This is a genomic window from Rhodopirellula maiorica SM1 (genome assembly GCF_000346295.1).
Lineage (GTDB): Bacteria > Planctomycetota > Planctomycetia > Pirellulales > Pirellulaceae > Novipirellula > Novipirellula maiorica.
The window spans coordinates 1-21,775 of sequence record NZ_ANOG01001017.1; the positions used below are offsets into that span (position 1 = coordinate 1).

The 21,775-nt window shown below is 54.2% G+C and carries 15 protein-coding genes; 9 read left to right on the plus strand and 6 right to left on the minus strand.

The genetic code is table 11. The annotated features are described in order from the left end of the window. The 5 genes from RMSM_RS32880 to RMSM_RS32900 all read right to left on the minus strand — a co-directional run. On the minus strand, positions 1 to 1,079 hold a 1,079-nt coding region (locus tag RMSM_RS32880; protein WP_173405163.1), incomplete at its 3' end, for a sulfatase family protein. A gap of 97 nt (positions 1,080 to 1,176) precedes the next feature. Further along, positions 1,177 to 2,619, minus strand: coding sequence for a Gfo/Idh/MocA family protein (locus RMSM_RS32885; RefSeq protein ID WP_008707938.1), 1,443 nt, complete (start codon positions 2,617 to 2,619; stop codon positions 1,177 to 1,179). Positions 2,620 to 2,722: 103 nt separating this feature from the next. Further along, positions 2,723 to 5,062 carry a family 78 glycoside hydrolase catalytic domain gene (locus RMSM_RS32890; RefSeq protein WP_144058133.1) on the minus strand — a complete coding sequence of 780 codons (2,340 nt, stop codon included), beginning with the start codon at positions 5,060 to 5,062 and terminating at the stop codon, positions 2,723 to 2,725. Positions 5,063 to 5,663: 601 nt separating this feature from the next. Further along, positions 5,664 to 5,843, minus strand: coding sequence for a hypothetical protein (locus tag RMSM_RS32895; RefSeq protein ID WP_008707942.1), 180 nt, complete (start codon positions 5,841 to 5,843; stop codon positions 5,664 to 5,666). A gap of 172 nt (positions 5,844 to 6,015) precedes the next feature. Then, a complete protein-coding gene (locus RMSM_RS32900; RefSeq protein ID WP_008707946.1) occupies positions 6,016 to 7,251 on the minus strand; it encodes a DUF1559 domain-containing protein in 1,236 nt (411 codons plus the stop codon). 324 nt (positions 7,252 to 7,575) lie between these two features. Here RMSM_RS32900 and RMSM_RS32905 point away from each other — a divergent pair, with 324 nt between their 5' ends. Then, a complete protein-coding gene (locus RMSM_RS32905) occupies positions 7,576 to 8,070 on the plus strand; it encodes a sigma-70 family RNA polymerase sigma factor (protein WP_008707947.1) in 495 nt (164 codons plus the stop codon). Further along, the gene (locus tag RMSM_RS32910; protein WP_008707949.1) at positions 8,067 to 9,911 is read left to right on the plus strand and encodes a LamG domain-containing protein; all 1,845 of its coding nucleotides are present in this window, start codon (positions 8,067 to 8,069) and stop codon (positions 9,909 to 9,911) included. Before RMSM_RS32905 ends, RMSM_RS32910 begins: the two co-directional genes overlap by 4 nt. A gap of 42 nt (positions 9,912 to 9,953) precedes the next feature. Here RMSM_RS32910 and RMSM_RS32915 read toward each other — a convergent pair whose 3' ends face one another. Further along, complete coding sequence (locus tag RMSM_RS32915; RefSeq protein WP_008707951.1) at positions 9,954 to 10,832, minus strand: helix-turn-helix domain-containing protein; 879 nt, start codon at positions 10,830 to 10,832, stop codon at positions 9,954 to 9,956. Positions 10,833 to 11,056: 224 nt separating this feature from the next. Between RMSM_RS32915 and RMSM_RS32920 the strand changes: the two genes are divergently transcribed. From RMSM_RS32920 to RMSM_RS32955, 7 genes are all read left to right on the plus strand, one after another. Beyond that, the gene (locus RMSM_RS32920; protein WP_008707953.1) at positions 11,057 to 12,346 is read left to right on the plus strand and encodes an L-rhamnose isomerase; all 1,290 of its coding nucleotides are present in this window, start codon (positions 11,057 to 11,059) and stop codon (positions 12,344 to 12,346) included. Between the two features lie 72 nt (positions 12,347 to 12,418). Next, complete coding sequence (locus RMSM_RS32925) at positions 12,419 to 13,849, plus strand: purine-cytosine permease family protein (RefSeq protein WP_008707955.1); 1,431 nt, start codon at positions 12,419 to 12,421, stop codon at positions 13,847 to 13,849. Further along, positions 13,846 to 14,043 (plus strand): hypothetical protein, encoded by a 198-nt coding sequence (locus RMSM_RS32930; RefSeq protein WP_008707957.1) that lies wholly within the window; start codon positions 13,846 to 13,848, stop codon positions 14,041 to 14,043. The genes RMSM_RS32925 and RMSM_RS32930 overlap by 4 nt, the downstream gene beginning before the upstream one ends. 78 nt (positions 14,044 to 14,121) lie before the next feature. After that, positions 14,122 to 17,502 carry a glycoside hydrolase family 78 protein gene (locus tag RMSM_RS32935; protein WP_008707959.1) on the plus strand — a complete coding sequence of 1,127 codons (3,381 nt, stop codon included), beginning with the start codon at positions 14,122 to 14,124 and terminating at the stop codon, positions 17,500 to 17,502. A gap of 279 nt (positions 17,503 to 17,781) precedes the next feature. Continuing rightward, a complete protein-coding gene (locus RMSM_RS32945) occupies positions 17,782 to 19,752 on the plus strand; it encodes a sulfatase-like hydrolase/transferase (RefSeq protein WP_008707966.1) in 1,971 nt (656 codons plus the stop codon). Between the two features lie 905 nt (positions 19,753 to 20,657). Continuing rightward, the gene (locus tag RMSM_RS37905; protein WP_008707968.1) at positions 20,658 to 21,182 is read left to right on the plus strand and encodes a four helix bundle protein; all 525 of its coding nucleotides are present in this window, start codon (positions 20,658 to 20,660) and stop codon (positions 21,180 to 21,182) included. After that, positions 21,154 to 21,747, plus strand: a complete 594-nt coding sequence (locus RMSM_RS32955) for a hypothetical protein (RefSeq protein WP_144058132.1) — start codon at positions 21,154 to 21,156, stop codon at positions 21,745 to 21,747. The genes RMSM_RS37905 and RMSM_RS32955 overlap by 29 nt, the downstream gene beginning before the upstream one ends. The last annotated feature ends 28 nt before the right edge of the window (positions 21,748 to 21,775 follow it).

Genomic DNA, 21,775 nt, shown 5'->3' on the forward strand with positions numbered 1-21,775 from the left:
GGATTCCAAATCAATTTGTAGCGGTCCGTTCTCACACTGCGACTCAGGTAGACGTTCATCAATAGATCGCCGCTGTGTGTCGTGAAAATCCGCTCTCGATGCGAATCGGTTTCCCCACGCAGAACCTTGGCAAACGAACGCCCATCTAAATGATTGGGGACCTTGCCGCCTGCGATGTCGATGAGCGTGGGGAGGATGTCGACCCAGCTAACCATTGCGTCGGTGCGAGTTCCCGCTTGGATTCGGCCGGATTGTGCCACGATCAACGGCACGCGAATGCCTTCGTCGTAGAGCGTCCATTTGCCAAATGGAAATTGAGACCCGTGGTCGCTCGAAAACAGAAACACCGCGTCGTCGGATAGATGTTTGTTCGTCAACTCACGCAGTTCAGCTAAGTAGGCGTCCAAATCCTTAACCTCTTGCAAATAGCGTGAACGCTGAACTCGCGTGCGTGGAGTGTCGAGCAGTTGCGGCGGCATTGTTATCGACTGGGGATCGACCGTTGACTCACTGGGCCAAGGCACGTGTGGATCCGATACACCGACAAACAGTGCCAGCGGCCGCGGGTCCGTGCGTTCCTCTAGAAACGTCTTCACCGTTTTTCGCAGTTCGGGAATGTGCTGTCTGAGATCGATGACATCGAAGTGATAATCCGGTGCACTCCGCAAATGGGCGACCTTGCCGAAGGCGGCGGTTTGGTAGTCGAGATCGTTCAGAATGGTTGGCAATCGCAGCACGTCTTCGTTTGGATAGCTGTGATTTTCTTCGGCACCGTTGCGAGCTGGCATCAACCCGGTCAGCAATGCCGCTCGGCTGACCGCACACGATGGACTGGCGACAAACGCTTGGTCGAACACCATTCCTTCGGCTGCCAATTGATCGATCGCGGGGGTTCGAATGCTCGTGCCGCCGTACAGAGCTAGATCTGCTGCGGACAGGTCGTCCGCCAAGTACACCACGATGTCGGGCAGTCGCGGTTGATCGGCGTAAGCGGAATGGCAGAGTGCTGATAGGAACAAGCAAACGGCTAGTCGGCAGCCGGTTGAGATTCGGTCGTTCTTCATTCGCGTGATAAACATCTTGTCGGAGGGACTCGGTGGTGGGGGGCGGACTTTCGCGTCGCTGCCGGTTCGGTCAAACCGGCAGCGTGATCCACTGCGGCGATTACATTGCGGGTTACGCCAATGTCGGGACTTCAAAGCCGTTACGGTATTCTCGTTTCAAAAATCGGTTGGCCACGTCGGCATGATCGCCGATGAAGCGTTCTGTCGCGGCGTCGAGCTCCAACATTGGGCTCATCCGCAATGGTTCGCTGTTCAGATCAAGTCCATGGTTGTTCAAATGTTCGCCCATGGCTGAGACAAGATCAAGCCACCGAGGGTGATCGACCGCCTTGGCGGTGGCGGAATCAAAAACGCCTCCGGCGCGAACGGCGAGATTCGCAAGATTGCACCATCCCGTGCTGTCATTGCCGACGGCGATATCGGTGTTCAGCATCGATGCATCGCGACTGCGGACGGCATCAATGAAGTTTTGTTGATGGACGACGTCGCCCCGATTGCCTTTGAATTGTTTGATGATTCGGCCATCGGAATCCTTGGCGACGGCACGGCCGCGTTGGCCTTCTAGACTTCCGCCTTCGCCGACGACGATGTAGCCGCTGTCAGGTCCGGGGTGATTGGGGCTTGTTTTTCCGCCCGGCTCACCGGGCAGGTTCGACAACCCGATAACGACCGGGATCGATCCCGTGTCGAAAAAAGCAAAATGCACATTCGGAGTTTGACCGGCGTCATTGAACACCACACGCCCGCCGCCGGCGAGAATTCGGGTGGGAAGAGCAACGGAATCTCGGAAAACATTGTTGCGAACGTCATCGAGCACGTGGACGCCCCAATTTCCCATTTCTCCGGAACCGGTATTCCAGTCCCAATGCCAATCGTAATGCAAGGCTTCGCGATAGATCGGCTGGTCCGCCGCGGGACCGACCCACAAGTCGTAATTGACATTCTTTCCTACCTGCAGCGGAGTGGCGCGTTTGCCGATCGGGCGACGAATGCCATATCGATTCACGCGAGCAAATTGGATATCGCCAATCGCCTGTTCGTCGTGCAAGAACTGTTTAATTTCCGCCTGCATCGGGTCGGACCGTTGCTGCGTCCCCACCTGACAAATGCGATTGTACTTTCGCGCCGCTGCAACGGCCTGCTTGCCTTCCCAATGGCTGTGCGAAAGCGGCTTTTCGACGTAAACGTCCTTTCCGGCTTCCATCGCCCAGATCGCCGCCAAACAATGCCAATGGTTGCATGTTGCAATCACGACGGCGTCAATACGCTCGTCCGCGATCAATTCACGCATGTCTGTGAAACCTTTGGCCGACGGGAATCGCTCCTTCGCTACCCCCAAACGTTCTTGATCGACGTCACAGACCGCGACGATATTGACACCCGGAACCGCCTGGAATTGATCCATCAGTTTTGTGCCTCGAACACCGCAACCGATGATGCCAATACTGACTTCGTCGTTTGCATTGGCGGCACGCAACGCGCGAGCCGCCAGTGACGTGGTCACGCCGCCAGCAATCGCCGCCGAAATAAAATGTCGTCGAGAAAGATTAGCCATCGTATTCACCAGAAGTGATAAGGAGGAGTAGTTGGACCGAAATAGGAGCGAGCGTCACCTGCTTGAATCGCGCAAGCATGGTGACGTGAACCCTGGGTAAAATTTATCGGACTTCAATTTTGATTGCGCCGCTAACTTCCTCTTGCAAGACCCAGCGGTCACCGGTTCGTTTTGCGACGGCTTGTTTTCCATCCACCATGACACCGCTCGTTCCGTCAGCGGCGGGCAAGTCGAGCTTGGCCGTCATCCCCTCAGGAAGGCTGAGTGAAAGCGTGAAGGTGGATTCGTTCTGCCAGTCGACTTCAATTGGTCCGCGTGACGTGGGGACCTTGCCGCGTGCAAACTCTAGTTCGGCCGGGCGAGGCTGGATGATCACAGTCTTCCAGCCCGGGGCTGCAGGTTGGACACCCAGCACGTATCGCGGCAACAGATTCGCCGGTGCTGCGCCCCAGGCATGGTTCCAGTCTTGATTCGGCTTGTACTTCATCTCCCAGGCTTCCCAGGAAATCGTCGTGCCACTTTCGACCATGTGTTTCCAACTGCGGTCCCCATCGGCGGTCATCAATGCAACCGCTTTCTTGTCGCTGCCGTGGTTGAATAGAGCTTCCATGAAATACTGGGCCGCATAGACGCTGCATCGCATTCCCTGTTTCTCGAGCCACGCAATCACACCGTCAAGCTTGTCCTCAGGGACCAAGCCAAACGCCAGCGGGAAAAAGTTCGCATGGATGCTGCTGTGATCGGTTCCGACCCCATCGCGATAGAGCCCGGCATCTTCATCAAACAATTTTTCTTGGAATGCGGCACGTGCGAGTTCCGCTCTCGATTCAAATGCCTCGGCGTCCTCCTGCTTGCCAATCGCCCGTGCCATCGTCGCCATCTGCTGCAACGCTTTGATGTGAAATGCATTGACCACGGTGTTGATTTCGGTGAACACGAAACCGTCACGTTCCTTTTGTGGCCAATCGACGATGTCGTGTCGGTTGCGATCCAGTTCATCACTGCGAACCAATCCATCGTCGCCGCTGCGGTGCAGCAGCGTTTTGGTCTTGAGCGATTCATAGCGATGTTTCAACCACTCGTTATCACCCGAGTACATCCATTCGGCGTGTGCCATGAACACCATGTGCGGCGACCATTCGGTTGGCCAAGTTCCGTTTTCCATCAAATGGTCAAACGTCCGAGCGGCCATCTTCACGTTGTCGTCGGTCGTGTAGTGGCTCAGTTGATTCAGATAGGCGTCGGCTTCATAGGGAATCCGCTCGCGATCGCCATCGACATAGACACCGGCAAAGGTTGTTGCCTTGATGCTGTATTTACACAAATCCCAGATGCGGTTGAGTGTTTCGTCCGAACACTCGAATGCACTTGCATCGTCGTTCCAAGTCGCCGAGTAGGCCGCTCGGCGGCGAACGCGTTCGAACGGGTAATCTGCAGCGACCCCTTCGATCTCGACCCAACGAAACGGCATCACCGAACGCCAAGCCGGTGGTGTTAGTACGGCGGGCGGGTTGGCATTCATCAGCCCCGCTTGCTCCACATTGCGAGCATCCACCGGAGCCGGAACGATCCACGTTCCTTGCTGGCCACTGATGCGAATGGGCGTCACTCCATATCGCACCGTTCCTGGTGGATTTCGGTCGATGCGGCCATCGGCTAGTTTTTCGCCAAAGTGAACGCTCGCCGATCCGCGGCCTGCGGGAACCGGCATCGCGATGTTGCCGAAGGCAGCTTTGCCAAAATCAATCAGCGTGACTTTGTCGTTGATACGTTTGATCGAAACCGGTTCTTGCTCGGTCAAGTCGACGTGCTGCTCAGCCGGAATGACCGGCAATTCTTTGATGAACAGATTGCGGAAGCGATAGGTCTGGCCTTTTTCACCGTGATGTTGGATGCCGATGAATCCGCTTGCATCTTTCGCATCGCGAAAACGAACGGTTTCCACTCCGTTCAGTTCAATCCGGATCACGTCCTTGACGCAAGTGATGACAAAACGATTCCAGCCATTGCGATTCAGTGCGTTACGTACGTGGGGTTCGGCAAAAAAACGCTGCGATTCTTCGGCGTGCTCGAGGAACTGATCCGTCGATCGCCCTTCGGTGCTGGGCCAGATCCAACCGCGACGGGCTTCGTCATACAGTCCTCCCGACCAGCGTCGATCCGACCCGTCACACTCGGCTTGATAGCCGTAGACTTTCTTCTCGGCGTCGGGGTCGATGTGACAGCGGAACATGACACCGGAATTGGCGGGGCCTTCGGGCAAGTGAATCTCAACGCTGACCCGGAAGTCCGAATATTTCTTCTCGGTAACTAAAAAGAACTTCTTGTCGCCAATTAAGTGAATTTCGCCGTCCACGACTTTCGCTTCGCCGTGCGGATAGGGATTCCGCCATCCCGTTAAATCTTTGCCGTTGAACAGCGGCGTGTAACCGCGGCTAAGCATTGCATCGAATTCGTCGATTCCGCTCTGACTTGACACAGGTTTTGAGATCGACGCGTTCGATGCATCTTGCGAGTGCGCGGTTTGAAACGCTGCCAGAACAGAGAGTATCAATAGGGTGAATCGAGGTTTCATGCTGGAACAGGGGTTTGATTGGTTTAACACGGATGCAGATCTAGGCTCTTTCTGAAAAGCGGTTTCTCGCTTCGCGAGAGCGGCTTTTTTCCACAACTTTCGCGGAGCGAAAGGCGACTTTGAAGCGTTTTCAGACAGAGCCTAGAGGTTCTGCCGAACAAAACGACAGAAAAGACTGACGTGGTCCCCACATCAGTCTTTTCATTCTTAGGAATCGTGATTGGCAAACAGGACGAAGCTAAACGCGACACTCGTCCGGTCGCGTGCAAAGGTCCTCGTATGGAGTGATTCCCGTCCCAATTGAAGTTTTTTGCGCGAAACTTGAGAATTATTTACGTTTTCCGCTTTCTTCACGACTCTCTATTTCAATCAGGCCGATGCACCTGGAGCGACTGAGTAAGGACGAAAAAAGGCTGAAGCGGAAACCACAACAGCCTTTGATCGATTTTGTCATACAGTGACAGAGTCGCTACTCACGTGTGCCGATATCACCGGCCTCCGCTGCAAGCTTCGCTTCCTTCTCAACCAACGCATTGTAGTCGTCAATCTGCTCCTGGCTGAGCCCGTCGGCAACCGAGCTTGATTCTGACGTCGAGCAACCGACCAACACGCTGGCCAGCAGCAGGCAAAATGTTGCTGTCGCTTTCATTTGTTAATCCTCGTTTTCTATATATGAATTCGCATGTTTCTCAAAAATCCCTACTTCGAGGGAAAGAACAAAAAACGCCGTGGCAGCCTCGCCGGCATGACTGGCGACGAGGCTGAAAATTGGCACAGGTTGGAAAGGCAATTTCGCCAACAACGGCGACACCTTCAACACCTTAGAACTCCGAGTCAATGACTTCCTTGGCGGCGCGAGTTCCCAAGGCACCCCACAGTCCATAAGGGCTTTGGGCACCGGCAACTGTCGCTGGCGATCCGTGATACGAGATCATTGCCGTGTTGCTATTACCCGCTTCAATCGAATCGGTGATGAACTTCACAGCTCCATCGCCCATCAAGACGTGGGCCCCACCTTGATGACGACTGGAAACGGTGACCATCGAGTCGTTGCTGGTGAATCCGCCAGTACAAATGCCTGAGTTGGGCGGAAGGATTGTGTGCACTTGAGTAAAGAAGTGCATCGCGTCATGCCAGCGATAACCGCGTCCAAGCAGCGAGCTCACTGAACCTCCCGCACCTGCGTTCCAGAATTGCGGTCGTTCGGGATCATGATGCTGATCCATGAATCGAGGATTTTTCCGGCACTCGGCGCGTCCGTGGCCACTCTTGTCGTTGTACGCTGAATCTTGCGGGAACGATGTTCGGACATCCGCATCGCCAAGGTCGGTCGTCAATTCACCACACATCACGGTGTTGGCCAAGCCATCCAGCGTATCGCGAAATCTCATACGGCTGTTCATCACGAACATGCCTCGATGAACTTTTCGCGAACGCGTCGCCTGGGTTTGATTGTTCGCGGTATAGGGCATGGTTGCCCCCTTAGAGACCTTGTGGACGAATATTTTGCCCTCGCGAGACATCACCGACGAATCGCCCATGCATGCCCCGTAATTGGTTCGACCAAGTGCCGGCAGCCCTTGTCCCGGATCGCTGGGACAGCGGAAAGACGCAATATTCGTCGCCCATGGCCCATAGTCGATTCGCGCGACCCCCGGTCCCATGGCTTGCCATGATGGGTTTTTGGCAGAGCCATCAGCTTTTACATTCAGAGGATTTGAAATCTGTTCCCAAAGCGCCTGCTGCTCAATGAACGGCAGCACGCTAATCAAAAACGATCCACGCCGGTTTATACTCGTTCCATTGTTGTCACCCGCGTAAATTTGCTGCCCCGCTGGCCGATCGGTGCCGGTACCATGAATCGGCAACCCCTTGTACGCGGAATGGTAATTGTGAATCCCCAAGCCAATTTGCTTGAAATTGTTGCTACAGCTCATACGCCGAGCGGCTTCCCGAGCCGCCTGCACGGCCGGCAACAATAAACCAACTAGGACTCCGATGATCGCGATCACGACCAGTAATTCGACAAGAGTGAATCCAGTACGATGACGATTCATTCGAATAACTCCACATGCGAGAAAAGAGAAAAGAGCAGGCCCAAGCGAAACGCGACACTCATCCGGTCACGTGCAATGGCCCTCGTGTGGAGTGATTCCCGCCCCATTTGCGGTTTTTAGCGCGAAATCTGAGAATTATTCTCGTTTTCCACTCCATTCTCCTATTTTTTAAAAAATCAAAAGAAAGATCGCAAAAAGAAAGAAGCATTTCGGGAATAAGAATGTTCACCCTGGCTTGGTTCACTTCACCTTGCACATTCAGGTCTCATCTCAGTATTAACAAGGAAACAAGTCATCGCCGAGGAAGTATCTCAAGACGAGTTTGTGCGTTTGCTTGCGATGCACTCAAGCAAGGTGATGTCGTTCATCCGCATCCTGACGATGAATCGCCAGGATGATGCTGAAGAGATCTTTCAATTAACCTGTGTCGTACTGTGGCAGAAGTTTTCGCAGTACGATCCGACGGGAAATTTCGCGGCCTGGGCATGCCGCATCGCGCATTACGAAACGCTCAAGCATCGCGAATCAAAGCGTCGTATCAAACTATTGAGCGACGATGCGCTTGAGGCGTTGGCCGAAGCGGCGATGCCTATTTCCGCCGAATTGAGTGAACGTCGAACTGCTTTGTCGGATTGCCTAAAGAAACTGCCAGCCTCGGATCACGACTTGATTCGCCAAAAGTACTTCGAAGGTTTAAGCGTCGGTGAGATGTCAAGTCGATTGGGACGCTCGACGCATGCGATCTATCGTGAATTGAGCAAGATACATGGCATATTATTACGGTGCGTACAACGCTCTGCCACTGAGGCACTTTCATGAATACGGACAACCATCCATTGCAAACATTACGCACCCTGATCGTGAAATCGCAGTCGGAATCGCTGAGCGAATCCGAGATCGCCGAGCTTAACGAGTTGATTTGCTCTGAAGGTGGCGCCCCCGAAGCTGCGGCGCTGATTGACCAGCTCTGTGCCTTCAGCGACTCGGGCAGACTTGACTCTTTGCCAATGGCAGAGGTCTTGTCCGAAGCATTCAGCCACCCGCAAACGCCTAAACATGAACAACGCCGAGCGGGATTGTCTGCGACGTCCATTGCGACTTCGCCCCATAAAACGCCCAAGACATTGTCCGGCGCTGACGCGGTATCGTCGCCAGAGCAGGTCTCGGTATCTCGGAGCCCCGGGGGCTGGACGAAAGCCTATTGGTGGGTCGGCTTAGCCGCCAGCCATCTGTTGATCGCATCCTTGGCGTGGTCACTTGCCAAACCTTCGCCGCGCCATCCCTCTTTCGACAATAGGTTCAGCGCCGAACAGACCGTCCAAGCCAAGCTGCCACAACTCGTTTCGATGACAGCATGCGTGTGGAGTTCGACGGGTGACCTCGTTCCGACGATCGGAGAGCCGATCGAATCGGGTGAGGTGCTAAAACTGGTCGAAGGAATTGCAGAATTAAGAATCGGTGAAGGCACTCCGGGGGAAGCACTGGTACGAATCGAGGGACCAGCGAGCGTTTCAATCGGAGCCGACGGCCAAATTGGGCTGCTGAATGGTTCGATGACCGCCAAGTCACTCGGGACCGGCAGCAGAAACGTAACAGTGAACACCACGATCGGCAAAATTCTTGTCGATGGGCAAAGTTCTATCGGGCTGGTCTCAAGTGACTCCGAAACGGAAGTTCATCTATTTACTGGACGAGTATCGGTGGAACTGAATCAGGCGGACTTTGGCCTGAGCAATATTTACTTGGAAGAAGGAGAAGCGGTGCGTCTTTCCCTCACGTCGGGAGCGGGTGTATCGGTTGTCAAGTTCGAGGCTTCGGAGGCCAACTTTGTCTCGGCTAGGTCCCCCGGTTTTGATCCGCTGGATTTGGGGAAAAAATACGTTGACGCCGTTTTGGATTCACAGCCAAGCATCTATTGGCGGTTCGAGGAACTGAAGGGCGAGTTTTCGGAATTCGTTGAAAACCAAGGTAGCGCGCCAGGCATGAACGCGATCGTGGTTGGCAATCCGGGATGGCGAAAGTACGGTGGTAATCGTGTTGCCGAATTCGGGACCTCAAGATCCTCGGCCTTTCGCTGCGTCGAGCCTTGGCCAGAAAAACCGCTTGATAATTACACGGTTGAGATGTGGGTTAAACCGCAACTGTTTCACCATGGCGAAGTGTTTTGCATGCACGGGGTTGAGAGTTTGGCGGATGGCCGATACCAACATACGATGATGCTCGAAACCACTGCCCAGCACTACTTTACCCATCGCTTGAGTGATTCGCCGGCCAACCGATTTCGGTTTGTACATCGTCGACTTGGGGCGCCGCAGCCGATCAGCGCCACCAGTTTGTTCGCGGACGGGCAATACCAAGCTCGGGTATGGCAACACGTCGTGGCGGCGAAGAAAGAGGATCGCCAAATGTTGTGGGTTAACGGCCAACTCGCTGCCGAACGAAACAACCCCGTTCCGCTTGATGAAAAAGTGCAAATCCTAGTGGGACAGGTTTACCCCGATTCGCTCTATAGGCGATTCGTTGGGCAGATCGACGAGGTTGCGATATATGATCGCTGCCTAACCGCCGCCGAGTTGAGAAAGCACATCAAAGCAGCGGGACGATCGGTCGCACCAGGTGGTGACGCAGGATTGAAGGTGGTGACACCAGAATCGAATTGATACAGCCGAATTGATACGGCAGCCAACGAGACGGCGGATTGGTTACGACGAAACTCGCCCGAATTTTTGGCTATTGCGATATTTCCGCGGTGATGAGTTCATTAAGGTTCGGAATTGTCGGCTGAAGTAGTTGCTGTCCGAAAATCCCACCGCCAACGCGATCTCGGTAATCGTTTTGTCCGTTTGGGAAAGCAATTTGCACGCCTGCCGAACCCTCAAACGAATCAAGTACGCAATCGGAGGACAACCCATCGTTGCCTCGAACGCGCGCAAAAAATTTCGACGCGACATGCCGGAGATTTCAACCAGTTCATCGAGTGTGATGGGGTCGGCATAGTGACGCTCGATCAGTGAAATTGCTTCTGCGATTCGCAGCAATGATTTGCTTTGTGGGTTGCGTGATTTGCTGTAACAACGAGAGAGAAACGTCGCCAATTGTAAGAAAGTTGTCGTTGCCATCACACCAAATCCCGAGCCGCGGGTGCTCAGTTCTTGGTCGAGTTGGTCCACCAACGTAATCGCATGCACTAGCTCTGGCGGAGACAGTTGCAATCGACTGTTGAATCCGTGGCGTTTACGCCATGCAGGTTCGAGTGTGAACAGGGCATGGTACCCCGGCAGCGATGGCAGGTCATTGAGTGTCATCGGCAGGTCATCTGCGTCAAACAACACGTTGATCAGCCGCAATTGGTCCATATTCAAATAATCATGAGGACGCGTTGGCCCGATGACAAAGGTGTCGCCTGTTGCCAGTTCGTAGGTGTCTTCACCAGTGATGTGTTCCCCTTTGCCACCCGTGATGATGACAATTTCGGAGAACTCGTGAGAGTGCAATCCGAAGGGCTGTTGAGGGTCACGACGCTCCACAACAATGGGAAATCCGTCCTGGTGAAACCAGTCCTGTTTCTTTAGCACTTGCATTAAAAGCCAAAGCCCGTAAGGTAAGTTTCAATACCGCTAGGCAGCGGAGATGTTGTGGACCGCGTCCTCCGAGGATATTTGGCGGGTCTCTGTGAATGGCCCTATTGTGCTACTTGCTGGCGAAATCGTCAAGGTTTTCTTTTCGTTGATGGTCTATCTTTGGAACTCGCTCAATCGCGATTCCCCTCAAACGATCTCGTACCCTTTTCACCGGATCTATCTGAATGACGAACAAATCCAACATCCAAAAAGCGTACGAGCTTGCCGTCGAGCAATACGAGTCTCAGGGGGTGTATGTGCAGCAGGCGTTGGACCGCATGCGCGATGTCGCCATTTCGGTCCACTGTTGGCAGGGCGATGACGTTGTCGGATTCGAAGGTAACGACGGAGCATTGGGGAACGGACTTGCCGTGACGGGCAACTACCCAGGGCGAGCACGAACCTCGGATGAGCTTCGCAGTGATCTGCAGTTCGCATACTCGCTGATTCCAGGCAATCACCGATTGAATTTGCATGCCCTGTACGGTGAGTTCCATGGGGCCGTTGATCGAGACGCGATTGGTGTCGAACACTTTCAGAGTTGGATTGATTGGGGCCGCGCTCAGAACGTGGATCTCGATTTCAATCCGAGTTACTTCTCGCACGAAAAAGCAAGCGACGGATTCACGTTAGCGCACCCTGATTCCGGCATCCGCCAGTTTTGGATCGATCACGGGATCGCCTGTCGCAAGATTGCTGCTGCGATGGGCCAAGCACAGGGCGATCCTTGTGTCAATAATTTCTGGGTCCCAGACGGGTTCAAAGACATTCCGGCCAGCCGAAAAGATCCTCGCCAGCGACTTGCTGCGTCGCTGGACGAAATCTTTACCGAAAAGCTTTCAGCAGAACACACGCTTGATGCTGTGGAGTGCAAACTTTTTGGGATTGGCAGTGAGAGCTACGTCGTTGGATCGCATGAGTTCTATATGGGTTATGCCATTTCACGAAACAAAGTGCTTTGTCTGGATGCGGGACACTTTCATCCCACCGAAGTGGTCTCGGACAAAATTTCATCGGTGCTGATGTATGTACCGGAGTTGCTTTTGCACGTCAGTCGCGGGGTGCGTTGGGATAGCGACCACGTCGTTACCTATTCGGACGAACTACAGGCGATCATGCAAGAGATCGTTCGTGGTGACTATTTGAACCGTGTCCATATCGGACTCGATTTCTTTGACGCCAGCATCAATCGGGTTGCCGCTTGGGCGATCGGAACACGAAACGCGCTGAAGGCAATTCTGGCTGCACTGCTGGAGCCGACCGAAAAACTGCAGCAACTCGAACGCGATGGGGACTACACCGCTCGATTGGCTTTGATGGAAGAACACAAGACGATGCCCATGGGCGCGATCTGGGACCATTATTGCCAAACTTCGGGGGTTCCAGTGGGAGCCCAATGGCTCGAGAAGGTGCGTGAATATGAGACGAATGTCCAATCGGGGCGTCAATCCAAATTGAGTGCGGTGGATGGCTAGGCCCCGCCCCGTTTCATCCCACGTCGAAGAAATTCAGAAATTGCAAACATACGTGAACGAGAACCCCTTTCTATGAGCGAAGACCATTCAAATTCAGGCGGAGAGTTTGAACGCGAGCCCGTGCCTGATTCTGCATTGCTGGGATCAGGAAAGTTTTGGGGCATGTATGCGGGCGAGCACGCTGCCGGCACCGAGTTCATGATTGGACCGCTGTTCTTGGCAGCCGGGGCGAGTTTGCAAGATTTGCTGCTCGGCTTGCTGCTTGGCAATTTTCTTGCCGTTCTGACTTGGCGATTTTTGGTCACGCCGATCGCCATCGCGAAGCGAATGACACTCTATTACCAACTAGAGCGAATCGCCGGTGGCACGCTAGTGAAACTCTATAACTTGGTCAACGGACTGCTATTTTGCTTTCTTGCCGGCGCCATGGTCACCGTGTCGGCATCGGCTGTCGGTGTTCCCTTCGGGATCACATTCGATGTACCCGAGGCGATGTTTGGACTGAGTAATCCTTCGTTTACTTTACTCGTAGCCATCGTCGGTGTGGTGATCGCAGTCGTTGCAGCGGGCGGTTACGAACGGGTTGCCCGTGTTGCCAACATCGCTGCCCCTTGGATGATTGCGGTGTTCGCCGCTTGTGGCATCGTATCGCTTGGCCAGATGGATGTGACCAGCATCTCGGCGATCACCGAAGGCAAGTTTTGGACAAACGCGATTGCGTTTGTTCAGGAAAAAAATGGTCCACAGACATTCGGATTCTGGCAAATTGTGGTGTTCGCTTGGTTGTGCAACGGAGCGATGCATTTTGGGATGGCCGACCTTTCGATCTTTCGATTTGCTCGTAGCAAGGCTTCGGGATGGGCGCCATCGATCGGAATGTTTCTTGGCCACTACATGGCTTGGATCTGTGCGGGGTTGCTGCTTGCCGCGCTGATCAAAATCCAGCCAACACTCGCACTCGGTAGCGACGGCAAAGTATCCGCAAACCCAGGGCTGCTGGCATTCCATTCCGTGGGTTGGACCGGAATCATTTGTGTTGTGATCGCGGGCTGGACCACCGCTAATCCAACCATTTACCGAGCAGGTTTAGCCTTCCAAGGTGTGCTGCCAAAGAGTTCACGAACTGCGATGACGCTTGTAGCGGGAACCGTTGCCACGATTGCCGGAGCGTTTCCAAATCTGTCGGCCCAGTTGCTTGGTTTTGTCGGCACCTATGGGACCGTGCTTGGCCCGATGGGGGCCGTGATCTTCGTCGACTTTTACTTGATGAAACGGTTTGGGCTTCGAGACGAATATGCGACGCACTCGGGGATTCAAGTCAATGTTGCGGTACTGGTCGCCTGGCTGCTGCCGGTCGTAGTGGGATTGTACCTGATCTTTGCACAAGGATTGTTTGCGGCTTACGCGGTGATTCCTTGTTGGATCAGTTGCGGAGTCATTTACCTCGTGCTTAGTAAGCTCACTCAAACCAGCGGATCAACCAACGAAGGAGTTACCCTATGAACGCGATTGCAAAAACCGTTTCGTTGATTGCACTGTGTGCCGTCATTGTCCCTTGTCTGCTGTATTTCGCTGGTGCGATCGACTTGGCTGCGGTGAAGTGGACTGCGTTTGCAGGCACGATTTGCTGGTTCGTCGCGACGCCGATGTGGATGAGTCGTGAACTGCCAAAGGATGCTGCCCAAGTCGAAATTTAGTGCTGCCGCGTCGTCTCTGTATAGCAATCCCACCCTGACCTACCTGCTTCTCACCCTGATCAATCTAGGTGCCCACCTGTGAAACCATTCTGCTTTATTCTGTTCGCGTGCTCGCTTGTCGCTTCCGCTGGTGCGTCCGATTTTGCCGTGACTCATTTGCGATGTGAGTATCTGGACAACCCCGTCGGGATCGACATTGAAAAACCTCGTTTGAGTTGGCGTGTCGAATCCAAGGAACGCGGTCAACTGCAAAAAGCTTATCGAGTTCTGGTCGCATCATCGGCAGAAAAATTGGCAAACAACGAAGGCGATTTGTGGGACTCGGGTAAAGTCAATTCGAGTCAAACGCTGTTTGTGCAGTACAAGGGGGCTCCGCTGACGTCACGTCGTCGCTGTCATTGGAAAGTCCAATCGTTTGATGTCGACGGTACAGCAACGTGGAGCTCGCCCGCGTCGTGGTCGATGGGGCTGTTAGACGAGGCGGATTGGCAGGCAAAGTACATATCGTATCGCGACAATGATCCGATTCACACGGACACCCACAGTTTGTATCTGCCGGCGGCGCGACAGTACCGAAAAGAATTCGCGGCGACGAAAGAAGTCAAACATGCGACCGTTTATGCCACGGCGTTAGGCATTTACGAACTGCATCTCAACGGTCATCGCGTCAGTGAGGCTCGGTTCGCTCCCGGTTGGACTGACTATCGCCAGCGTGCTTATTACAACACCTACGATGTGACAGACATGGTCGGGCAAGGCGACAACGCAATCGGTGCATGGGTCGCTGACGGATGGTACAGCGGCTATGTCGGCTTCGGTTTATTGACCGGAATGGGAACCGAAAAGAATGGTCGTTACACCTACGGCAAAACTCCCGCGGTCATGGCACAGCTTGAGATCGAATACACCGACGGAACACGGGAAACGATTGGCACCGATTCCACTTGGCGGGTCACCGGCGACGGACCGATCCAAGAAGCCGATCTGTTGATGGGCGAAACCTATGACGCGCAACGAGAGATGCCCGGTTGGTCAACGGCGGCGTTCGATGACCGTGACTGGGCCGATGCGATCCTGGCCACCCAGAACGGTCCGACCACCGCGACGTTCTACGAAGGGCGTAACCCGCAAAACAAAGGCGGACATCCTCGAATCACCGGGGCCCAACGTGAACTCGGATTCACCCGACCCAAGTTAGAAGCATTCCCAGGCGTTCCTGTATGCGTCATCGAAGAGCTTCCCGCCAAAACGGTGACCCAACGCGCAGCAGGAACTTACACCTTTAATCTGAACCAGAACTTTGCGGGTACGATCCGATTGAAAGTCAAAGGCCCAGCGGGACACAAAATCACGATCCGCTACGGTGAAATGTTACATCCCGATGGCAGGTTGATGACCGAGAATCTTCGCAAAGCACGTGCGACGGACTTCTACATCTGCAAAGGCGACCCCGAGGGTGAAATCTACGAACCGCGGTTTACGTTCCACGGGTTTCAATTTGTCGAGGTCGAGAATTTTCCGGGTGAACCAACGACGGATTCCGTGACCGGACTCGTCCTGCACAGTGACACGCCGTTGGCAAGTAGCTTTGAGTGTAGTGACCCGATGGTCAACCAACTGTTCAAGAATGTCGTTTGGACACAGCGAGCCAATTTCTTGGACTTGCCAACAGATTGTCCGCAGCGTGACGAGCGAATGGGATGGACCGGCGACGCGCAAGCCTACGTAGCCACAGCGGCTTACAATGCTGACATCGGAGCGTTCTACACCAAATGGTTGCGTGAACTGATGGAATCGCAGCGGCCCAGTGGTGCGTTCCCAGGCTATGCTCCGTTTCCATTTCAACACGGTTGGGATTTTGGTTCCGCATGGTCGGATGCAGGTGTCATTTGTCCTTGGACAATCTGGCAATTCTACGGCGACACGCAAGTCATTAAAGATTGTTGGGAACCGATGGTGCGGTTCATGAAGTGGCGTGACGAAACCGCCGTCGATAACTTGGGCGTTGCTCACGGTAATGCTTGGGGCGATTGGCTCGCACAAGGTGCTGGTACGCCGCTGGAATACATTGACACCGTCTACTACGCGATTTCCGCCCGAATGATGGCTGAGATGGCCGATGCAATCGGACGCGAACGCGAAGCAGACGCCTACCGTGCTCAACTGCAGAAAACCAAGGCCGCTTTCCAAGACAAGTATTTGCGGGACGACGGCAGCGTGAATGTGAATTCACAAACTGCCCAGGCGCTCGCGTTGTTTGGCGATCTCGTTCCGCAGTCAAAACGCGAAGGCACCGCGCGGCATTTGGCAAAGATGATTGACGACAACGGCAACCGCATGGCGACCGGGTTCCTTGGCACGCGGCCGCTGCTGCCGGTACTCTCCGCGTCGGGCCAGCATGACTTGGCGACGTTCTTGTTGCAGTCACGCGAATTCCCGTCGTGGGGCTACGAGATCGCCAACGGGGCAACCACGATCTGGGAACGCTGGGACAGCTACACCAAGGAAGACGCGTTCGGCCGCCACAACGCTGCGATGAATTCGTTTTCACACTATGCGTTTGGTGCGGTTTGCGAATGGATGTTCGCCACGCTTGCGGGGATCCAGTCCGATGGACCGGGATTCAAGAAGATCGTCATACGGCCAAGCCCCCCTTCGCCCGCAAGCAATGCGATGCATGATCCTATCGATTGGGTGCGTGCTTCCTACGAATCGATTCACGGGGTGATTCGTAGCGATTGGAAGATCGACGACGAACAATTCCATTTGAACATCACCATTCCAGCAAACACCACCGCGACCGTTTACCTGCCCACAACCGATGCGAGCAGTATTACCGAAGCCGGTGATGCGTTGACCGGGCATTGGCACGTCAAACTGGTGAGTCAACAAGCGGGCCTCGCCGTTTTGTCGGTGCCGTCCGGTAGTTATGAGTTTACTGCCCGCAGCGGAATCACGCCCGCCGCCGTTGCGCTAGAGACGGGCGAACCGAAAGACACATCGATCAACCCCGATGAGATTGACCTCACCGGAGCCACGAAGATCGCCGCTTGGGACTTCTCGGTTCCTCAGCAGGTCGCGGAGTGGGGGGATCGAAAGAGCGTCAAGATTAGCCAGCGAGACGGTGATGTCTATCTGGTCGCAACCGGAGACGATTCGCAAATGGCCGTTAGGCTCGCAAAACCTGCTTCAGGAAAATTGGTGATCGAGTTGCGAGCGATGCCTCGCGATGGCGCGGCGAGCCAGTTCTTCTGGGCATCGCCTGGTCGTGGTTTCAACGGGCAACAGCAAAGCAAACGCACGCTTCGCGAGACGGACCAAACCAACGCTTACCTGTTTGCCATTTCGGAGGGCGAGCCCGTCGATAAGCTTCGCTTTGATCCCTTCGCAACTTACGACGAACACGCCAATGTCGGTGAGATGAAGATCGAATCGATCACCGTATACCAGCTCCACTAAAACAATCGTTCGCAAATCGCTTCAGCGTTTCTGATGTTGCCCCGTGGACACGGACGCGTCGGCAACACGACGCGACTCGACGACGGCAGTGAAGCATTTTTTCGTAGCGAGACTCGCAGAGAGTTTCGATTTTACTCGCGTGGCCGAAAGTTTTTGCGGCTTTCGCTACAGTTAATTCGCGTTTGCATCACGACGCGGTCGACCCAATACGATGGTGACCTTTTTTGTTGGACTTTCTAACATGACGACGGTGCTGTGAACCGATCGTACAAGAGGACGATGAAAATCGATAAAATCGCATTTTGTTTGCTACTGTTTTTCCTGGTGTGTCCGCCCGTCATGTCGGCGGAACGGCCGAACATTCTTCTCATTGTTGCCGACGATGTCGGGTATTCCGATCTAGAATGTTACGGTGGCGAAATCGATACGCCAAATTTGGATCAGCTGGCGTCCTCCGGTATCCGCTTCAGCGAATTTCACGTCAATCCGATGTGTGTGGTCACACGGACCAGTCTGATGACGGGGCATACCCATTCGCAGTCGGATCATTATCGGCGATCGTTGCCGATCGCAACGTTGATGCAACAAGCGGGCTATGCCACTTCGATTTCCGGCAAATGGCATCAGCCTGGCAATCCGCTCGATGCGGGGTTTGATTCTTTTTGTGGATTTCTCAACGGTGCGATCGATAGCTGGAACGGAACAGAAGCGGGCAAAGATGCGATCCAGTCCAACCGAATGCAACCGCAACCGGTGCCGCCAAATTGGTATAGCAGCGATGCCTTTACCGATGATGCTATCCGTCAAATCGATGCAGCACAGCGAGTAGGCAAACCGTTCTTTACCTATGTGGCCTACAACGCGCCGCACAGTCCGCTGCAGGCGCCTCGCGAGAATGTGGAAAAGTACTACAAGCGATACTTGCCGGGGTGGCAGTCGCTGCGACGTCAACGATACGAGCGAATGCTGGCGATGGGGGTGATTGATGAATCTTATGTGATGAGCGAGCCTCATGCGGAAGTGCGACGATGGGACGAACTGCCCGCCGCGATTCAGACGCAGGAAAGCCGCCGAATGGCTGCCTATGCCGGAATGCTCGACCGAATGGATTGGAACGTTGGTCGTTTGCTGAACCACTTGCGTCAGCAGCAACTTGACGACAACACGTTGATATTGTTTATGGCCGACAATGGCGGCGCGTACAGCAACGGAGACATTCGCACCTATGACGATCAGACGCCTTGGAAAGCGGGGACGAATCCGTATGCATCCAACGGTTGGGCGTACCTCAAAAATACACCTTTTCGATGGTACAAATCCTCGGCACACGAAGGTGGCGTGTCAGTGCCGATGATCATTCGTTGGCCCAAAACAATGGCATTGCCAAGTCCCAAAAAATCGCTGGCGTCCGAACACGACGGGCTTGATCGGACCGCAGACGAAAACCTCGCTGGACGTATTCTCAAGCAACGATTGCATGTGACTGATCTGTATCCGACCTTTCTCGAATTGGCTGGCGTCTCGTACCCCGCCACCGATGGCGACCGAAAACTCGAGCCCCTGTACGGTAAATCGTTGCTGCCACTGCTGTGCGATCCCTCGCTCGCAGACGACGCGATTCACGATGAAATTTTTTGGTGTTTTAACCAAACCGGCAAAGGGCTCGTGAAAGGCGATTGGAAGATATCGAGTATCAGCGACGGACCTTGGCGACTTTATAACATCCGTCGCGACCCGGCCGAGGCAAAGGATTTGGCTGCCGAGATGCCCGAAGTCCTGGCCAAGATGAGTGAAAGCTGGTTCCGCTTCGCCAAAGATCACACCACGATGCCTCCGTCGTGGCGAGCGCCGCTAAAAGATTACCAAGAGGGCTGGGGATTTCACCGGCTTCGTATGGTCATGCCGTCTTTCGTTCGAGCCGTACCTGCATCCTCGGCGATGAACGTGCCATGCGATACCGATTTAAGTTTTTACTTTTCCGAACCCATTCGTTTTGCAAACTCCGCAGGCAAGACATTGCGTCTGTATGAGGCCAGCGATATCAACAAGGTCGTCTGGCAAGCGGATCCCGCAGCCGGACACCCCGCCGAAGGCACCCAAAAAATCACCTTCGATGATCTCCCGCGACTCAAACCGCACACCACCTACTTTGTCTTGTCAGACACTGGATGGATCACGTTGGGCGACATACCGGCAATCGGACTGAACGATGGCGCGTACTGGTACCGTTTCAGAACCGGCTCCGATTAAGTCGTTCTCGCCCCGGCCGGGCAACGCTGTGAAGCATTTTGTAGCGGCAGGGCGCGAGCCCTCCGGTGTTTTGGTCGAGAGAAGGAACCGGAGGGCTTGCGCCCTGCCGCTAAAACCTCGCAAAATGACAAGAACCGCGTTCCTCGAGGTGCTTAGTAATCGTTCGGCACTAACTTCGACGCTTCAATTGTTTTCGGAAGGACACGCGCCGTACGGTGAACACACTTCACCCCCGAAAATTTTGTAACAAAACCCCAACGACGAACTTATTGCCGAAGGGTTCCTTAGCCGCTTTGGCGCTAGCCACGGTTCCGACATTCAACCGAGGCTAACAAGCTGTTGATTTAGTCGTACGATGGACTTCCGAGTCCGTCGAATACACCAATGACCTGCCATGGAATTGGCCTTTGCAATCACCCAATTCGGCAAAGAGAAGCTGGCCCAATTGGTCCTACGGAGCAGATTCCGTCCCTGTTGCGGTGGCCTTACAGCCAAGGTCATCGCCCACTCCCACGGCCATTTAAAGCGGGGTGGCATTTCTGAGTGCTGAATCGTTTTTAACCACCGTCCTGCATCGCCGCAGCACTACCATCACTGATTCTTTGCACGACCGCATTGCAGTTCAATGCCTCCGATGGAAAATTCGTTAACAATTTTGCTTGACCCAAGAATCGAGCCCCCTCATACTCAGCAAACGCCAACCGGCAATAACACTCCCTCGCACCGTCGATAACGTTCCACGTGTCACCGAGGGAGCCGAAGGTCCAACCGGCGATAACAGCCCCCAGGATCCGCTTATCGCCACCCCAACCAGCGATAATTACCTCGTTCTGGCATTGAAGAAATCGTACTCGTACTCAGGGCGCAGCCCGGTACTCGTACTCCTACCTCGAATCGGGGCGCCAATGAACGAACCAATTTTCGACCACGATCGACTCGACGTATACCGTCTCTCGATTGACTACGTCGCTTCATCGTTCGCAGTCGCAAAGAGTCTGGGCGGTTGCCATCGTCACGCTCGTGACCAATGGCTTCGCGCCGCCCAGTCTATTCCGCTCAACATCGCCGAAGGCAATGGGAAACGAAGCCTCAAAGATCGGAGTCGTTTCCTTGACATCGCTCGTGGTTCGGCGCTGGAATGTGTTGCGATTCAAGACGTTCTTGCGGCGACCGATGGAATGAACGATGAACGACATCGCCAACTGAAACAAATGCTGCATCGAATCGTGTCGATGTTGACGCGTTTGATTGCCCGATCGGATGTCGTGGGCGAGCCCGCAGTGGAGTACAATGCTGGAGTCGAGTACAAGTACGAGTACCGCTATGCTGAGTACGAGTACGACGAGAGCAGGAAGCCAGAACCAGGCCGTGCACCTAAGGAAGTCTTGCGCGGTTTTACAAATGGAAATTCAATCGTCCGTCCTAGGTGACGGCAATCGTTCTGCCTGCGTCCTGTTCCAAACTACCTTCAGAAATGCATGTATGCACCGAACTCAGTTTTCACTAAGCCATCTCCTGCTGGCGACCGCCATCGTGGCTACAATCACTGGGGTTGCCGCGCTGAACGCACGGTGGTCGCGAAGTGTCGACGCTATTGAAAAACGACTAACCGAAACCGAGCGGCTCCTTAATGAAGTGGCAATGCCTCGATATCCGAATGCGAGAGTAGTAGTCAAAAAGCCGGATGGCAGAAAAGCCGGATGGCCGTTGACGCGAATGCCATCAGGCTTACTTGAGAAACACGACCGGCGGATGATGGCCCATTGGAATGGGCCAGATGAATGGGGTGATGCATCATCTGGCGGCTATTTTTGGCGCTATATTGGTTCTGAGGGTGACCGTGATATCTACGAATTCGTCGTCGTGTTTGGCAAACGGTTGCCTGCAGAGCCGGATGAAAGAGCCAATTCTGCAGTCGTTCGTTACGTTTCGTTTCGGAACGCTCCACTTGATGTCGTCTCCGAAAACGGATTTTCCATTTCCATTGCCCCGTGAATTCCATCGAGCGACAGAACCATGAAAT

Excerpts from the sequence above, each read along its gene's own strand:
- RMSM_RS32885 (WP_008707938.1), bottom strand. The coding sequence starts at position 2,619 with ATGGCTAATCTTTCTCGACGACATTTTATTTCGGCGGCGATTGCTGGC.
- RMSM_RS32890 (WP_144058133.1), bottom strand. The coding sequence starts at position 5,062 with ATGCTTAGCCGCGGTTACACGCCGCTGTTCAACGGCAAAGATTTAACG.
- RMSM_RS32895 (WP_008707942.1), bottom strand. The coding sequence starts at position 5,843 with ATGAAAGCGACAGCAACATTTTGCCTGCTGCTGGCCAGCGTGTTGGTC.
- RMSM_RS32900 (WP_008707946.1), bottom strand. The coding sequence starts at position 7,251 with ATGAATCGTCATCGTACTGGATTCACTCTTGTCGAATTACTGGTCGTG.
- RMSM_RS32910 (WP_008707949.1), top strand. The coding sequence starts at position 8,067 with ATGAATACGGACAACCATCCATTGCAAACATTACGCACCCTGATCGTG.
- RMSM_RS32915 (WP_008707951.1), bottom strand. The coding sequence starts at position 10,832 with ATGCAAGTGCTAAAGAAACAGGACTGGTTTCACCAGGACGGATTTCCC.
- RMSM_RS32920 (WP_008707953.1), top strand. The coding sequence starts at position 11,057 with ATGACGAACAAATCCAACATCCAAAAAGCGTACGAGCTTGCCGTCGAG.
- RMSM_RS32925 (WP_008707955.1), top strand. The coding sequence starts at position 12,419 with ATGAGCGAAGACCATTCAAATTCAGGCGGAGAGTTTGAACGCGAGCCC.
- RMSM_RS32930 (WP_008707957.1), top strand. The coding sequence starts at position 13,846 with ATGAACGCGATTGCAAAAACCGTTTCGTTGATTGCACTGTGTGCCGTC.
- RMSM_RS32945 (WP_008707966.1), top strand. The coding sequence starts at position 17,782 with ATGAAAATCGATAAAATCGCATTTTGTTTGCTACTGTTTTTCCTGGTG.
- RMSM_RS37905 (WP_008707968.1), top strand. The coding sequence starts at position 20,658 with ATGAACGAACCAATTTTCGACCACGATCGACTCGACGTATACCGTCTC.
- RMSM_RS32955 (WP_144058132.1), top strand. The coding sequence starts at position 21,154 with ATGGAAATTCAATCGTCCGTCCTAGGTGACGGCAATCGTTCTGCCTGC.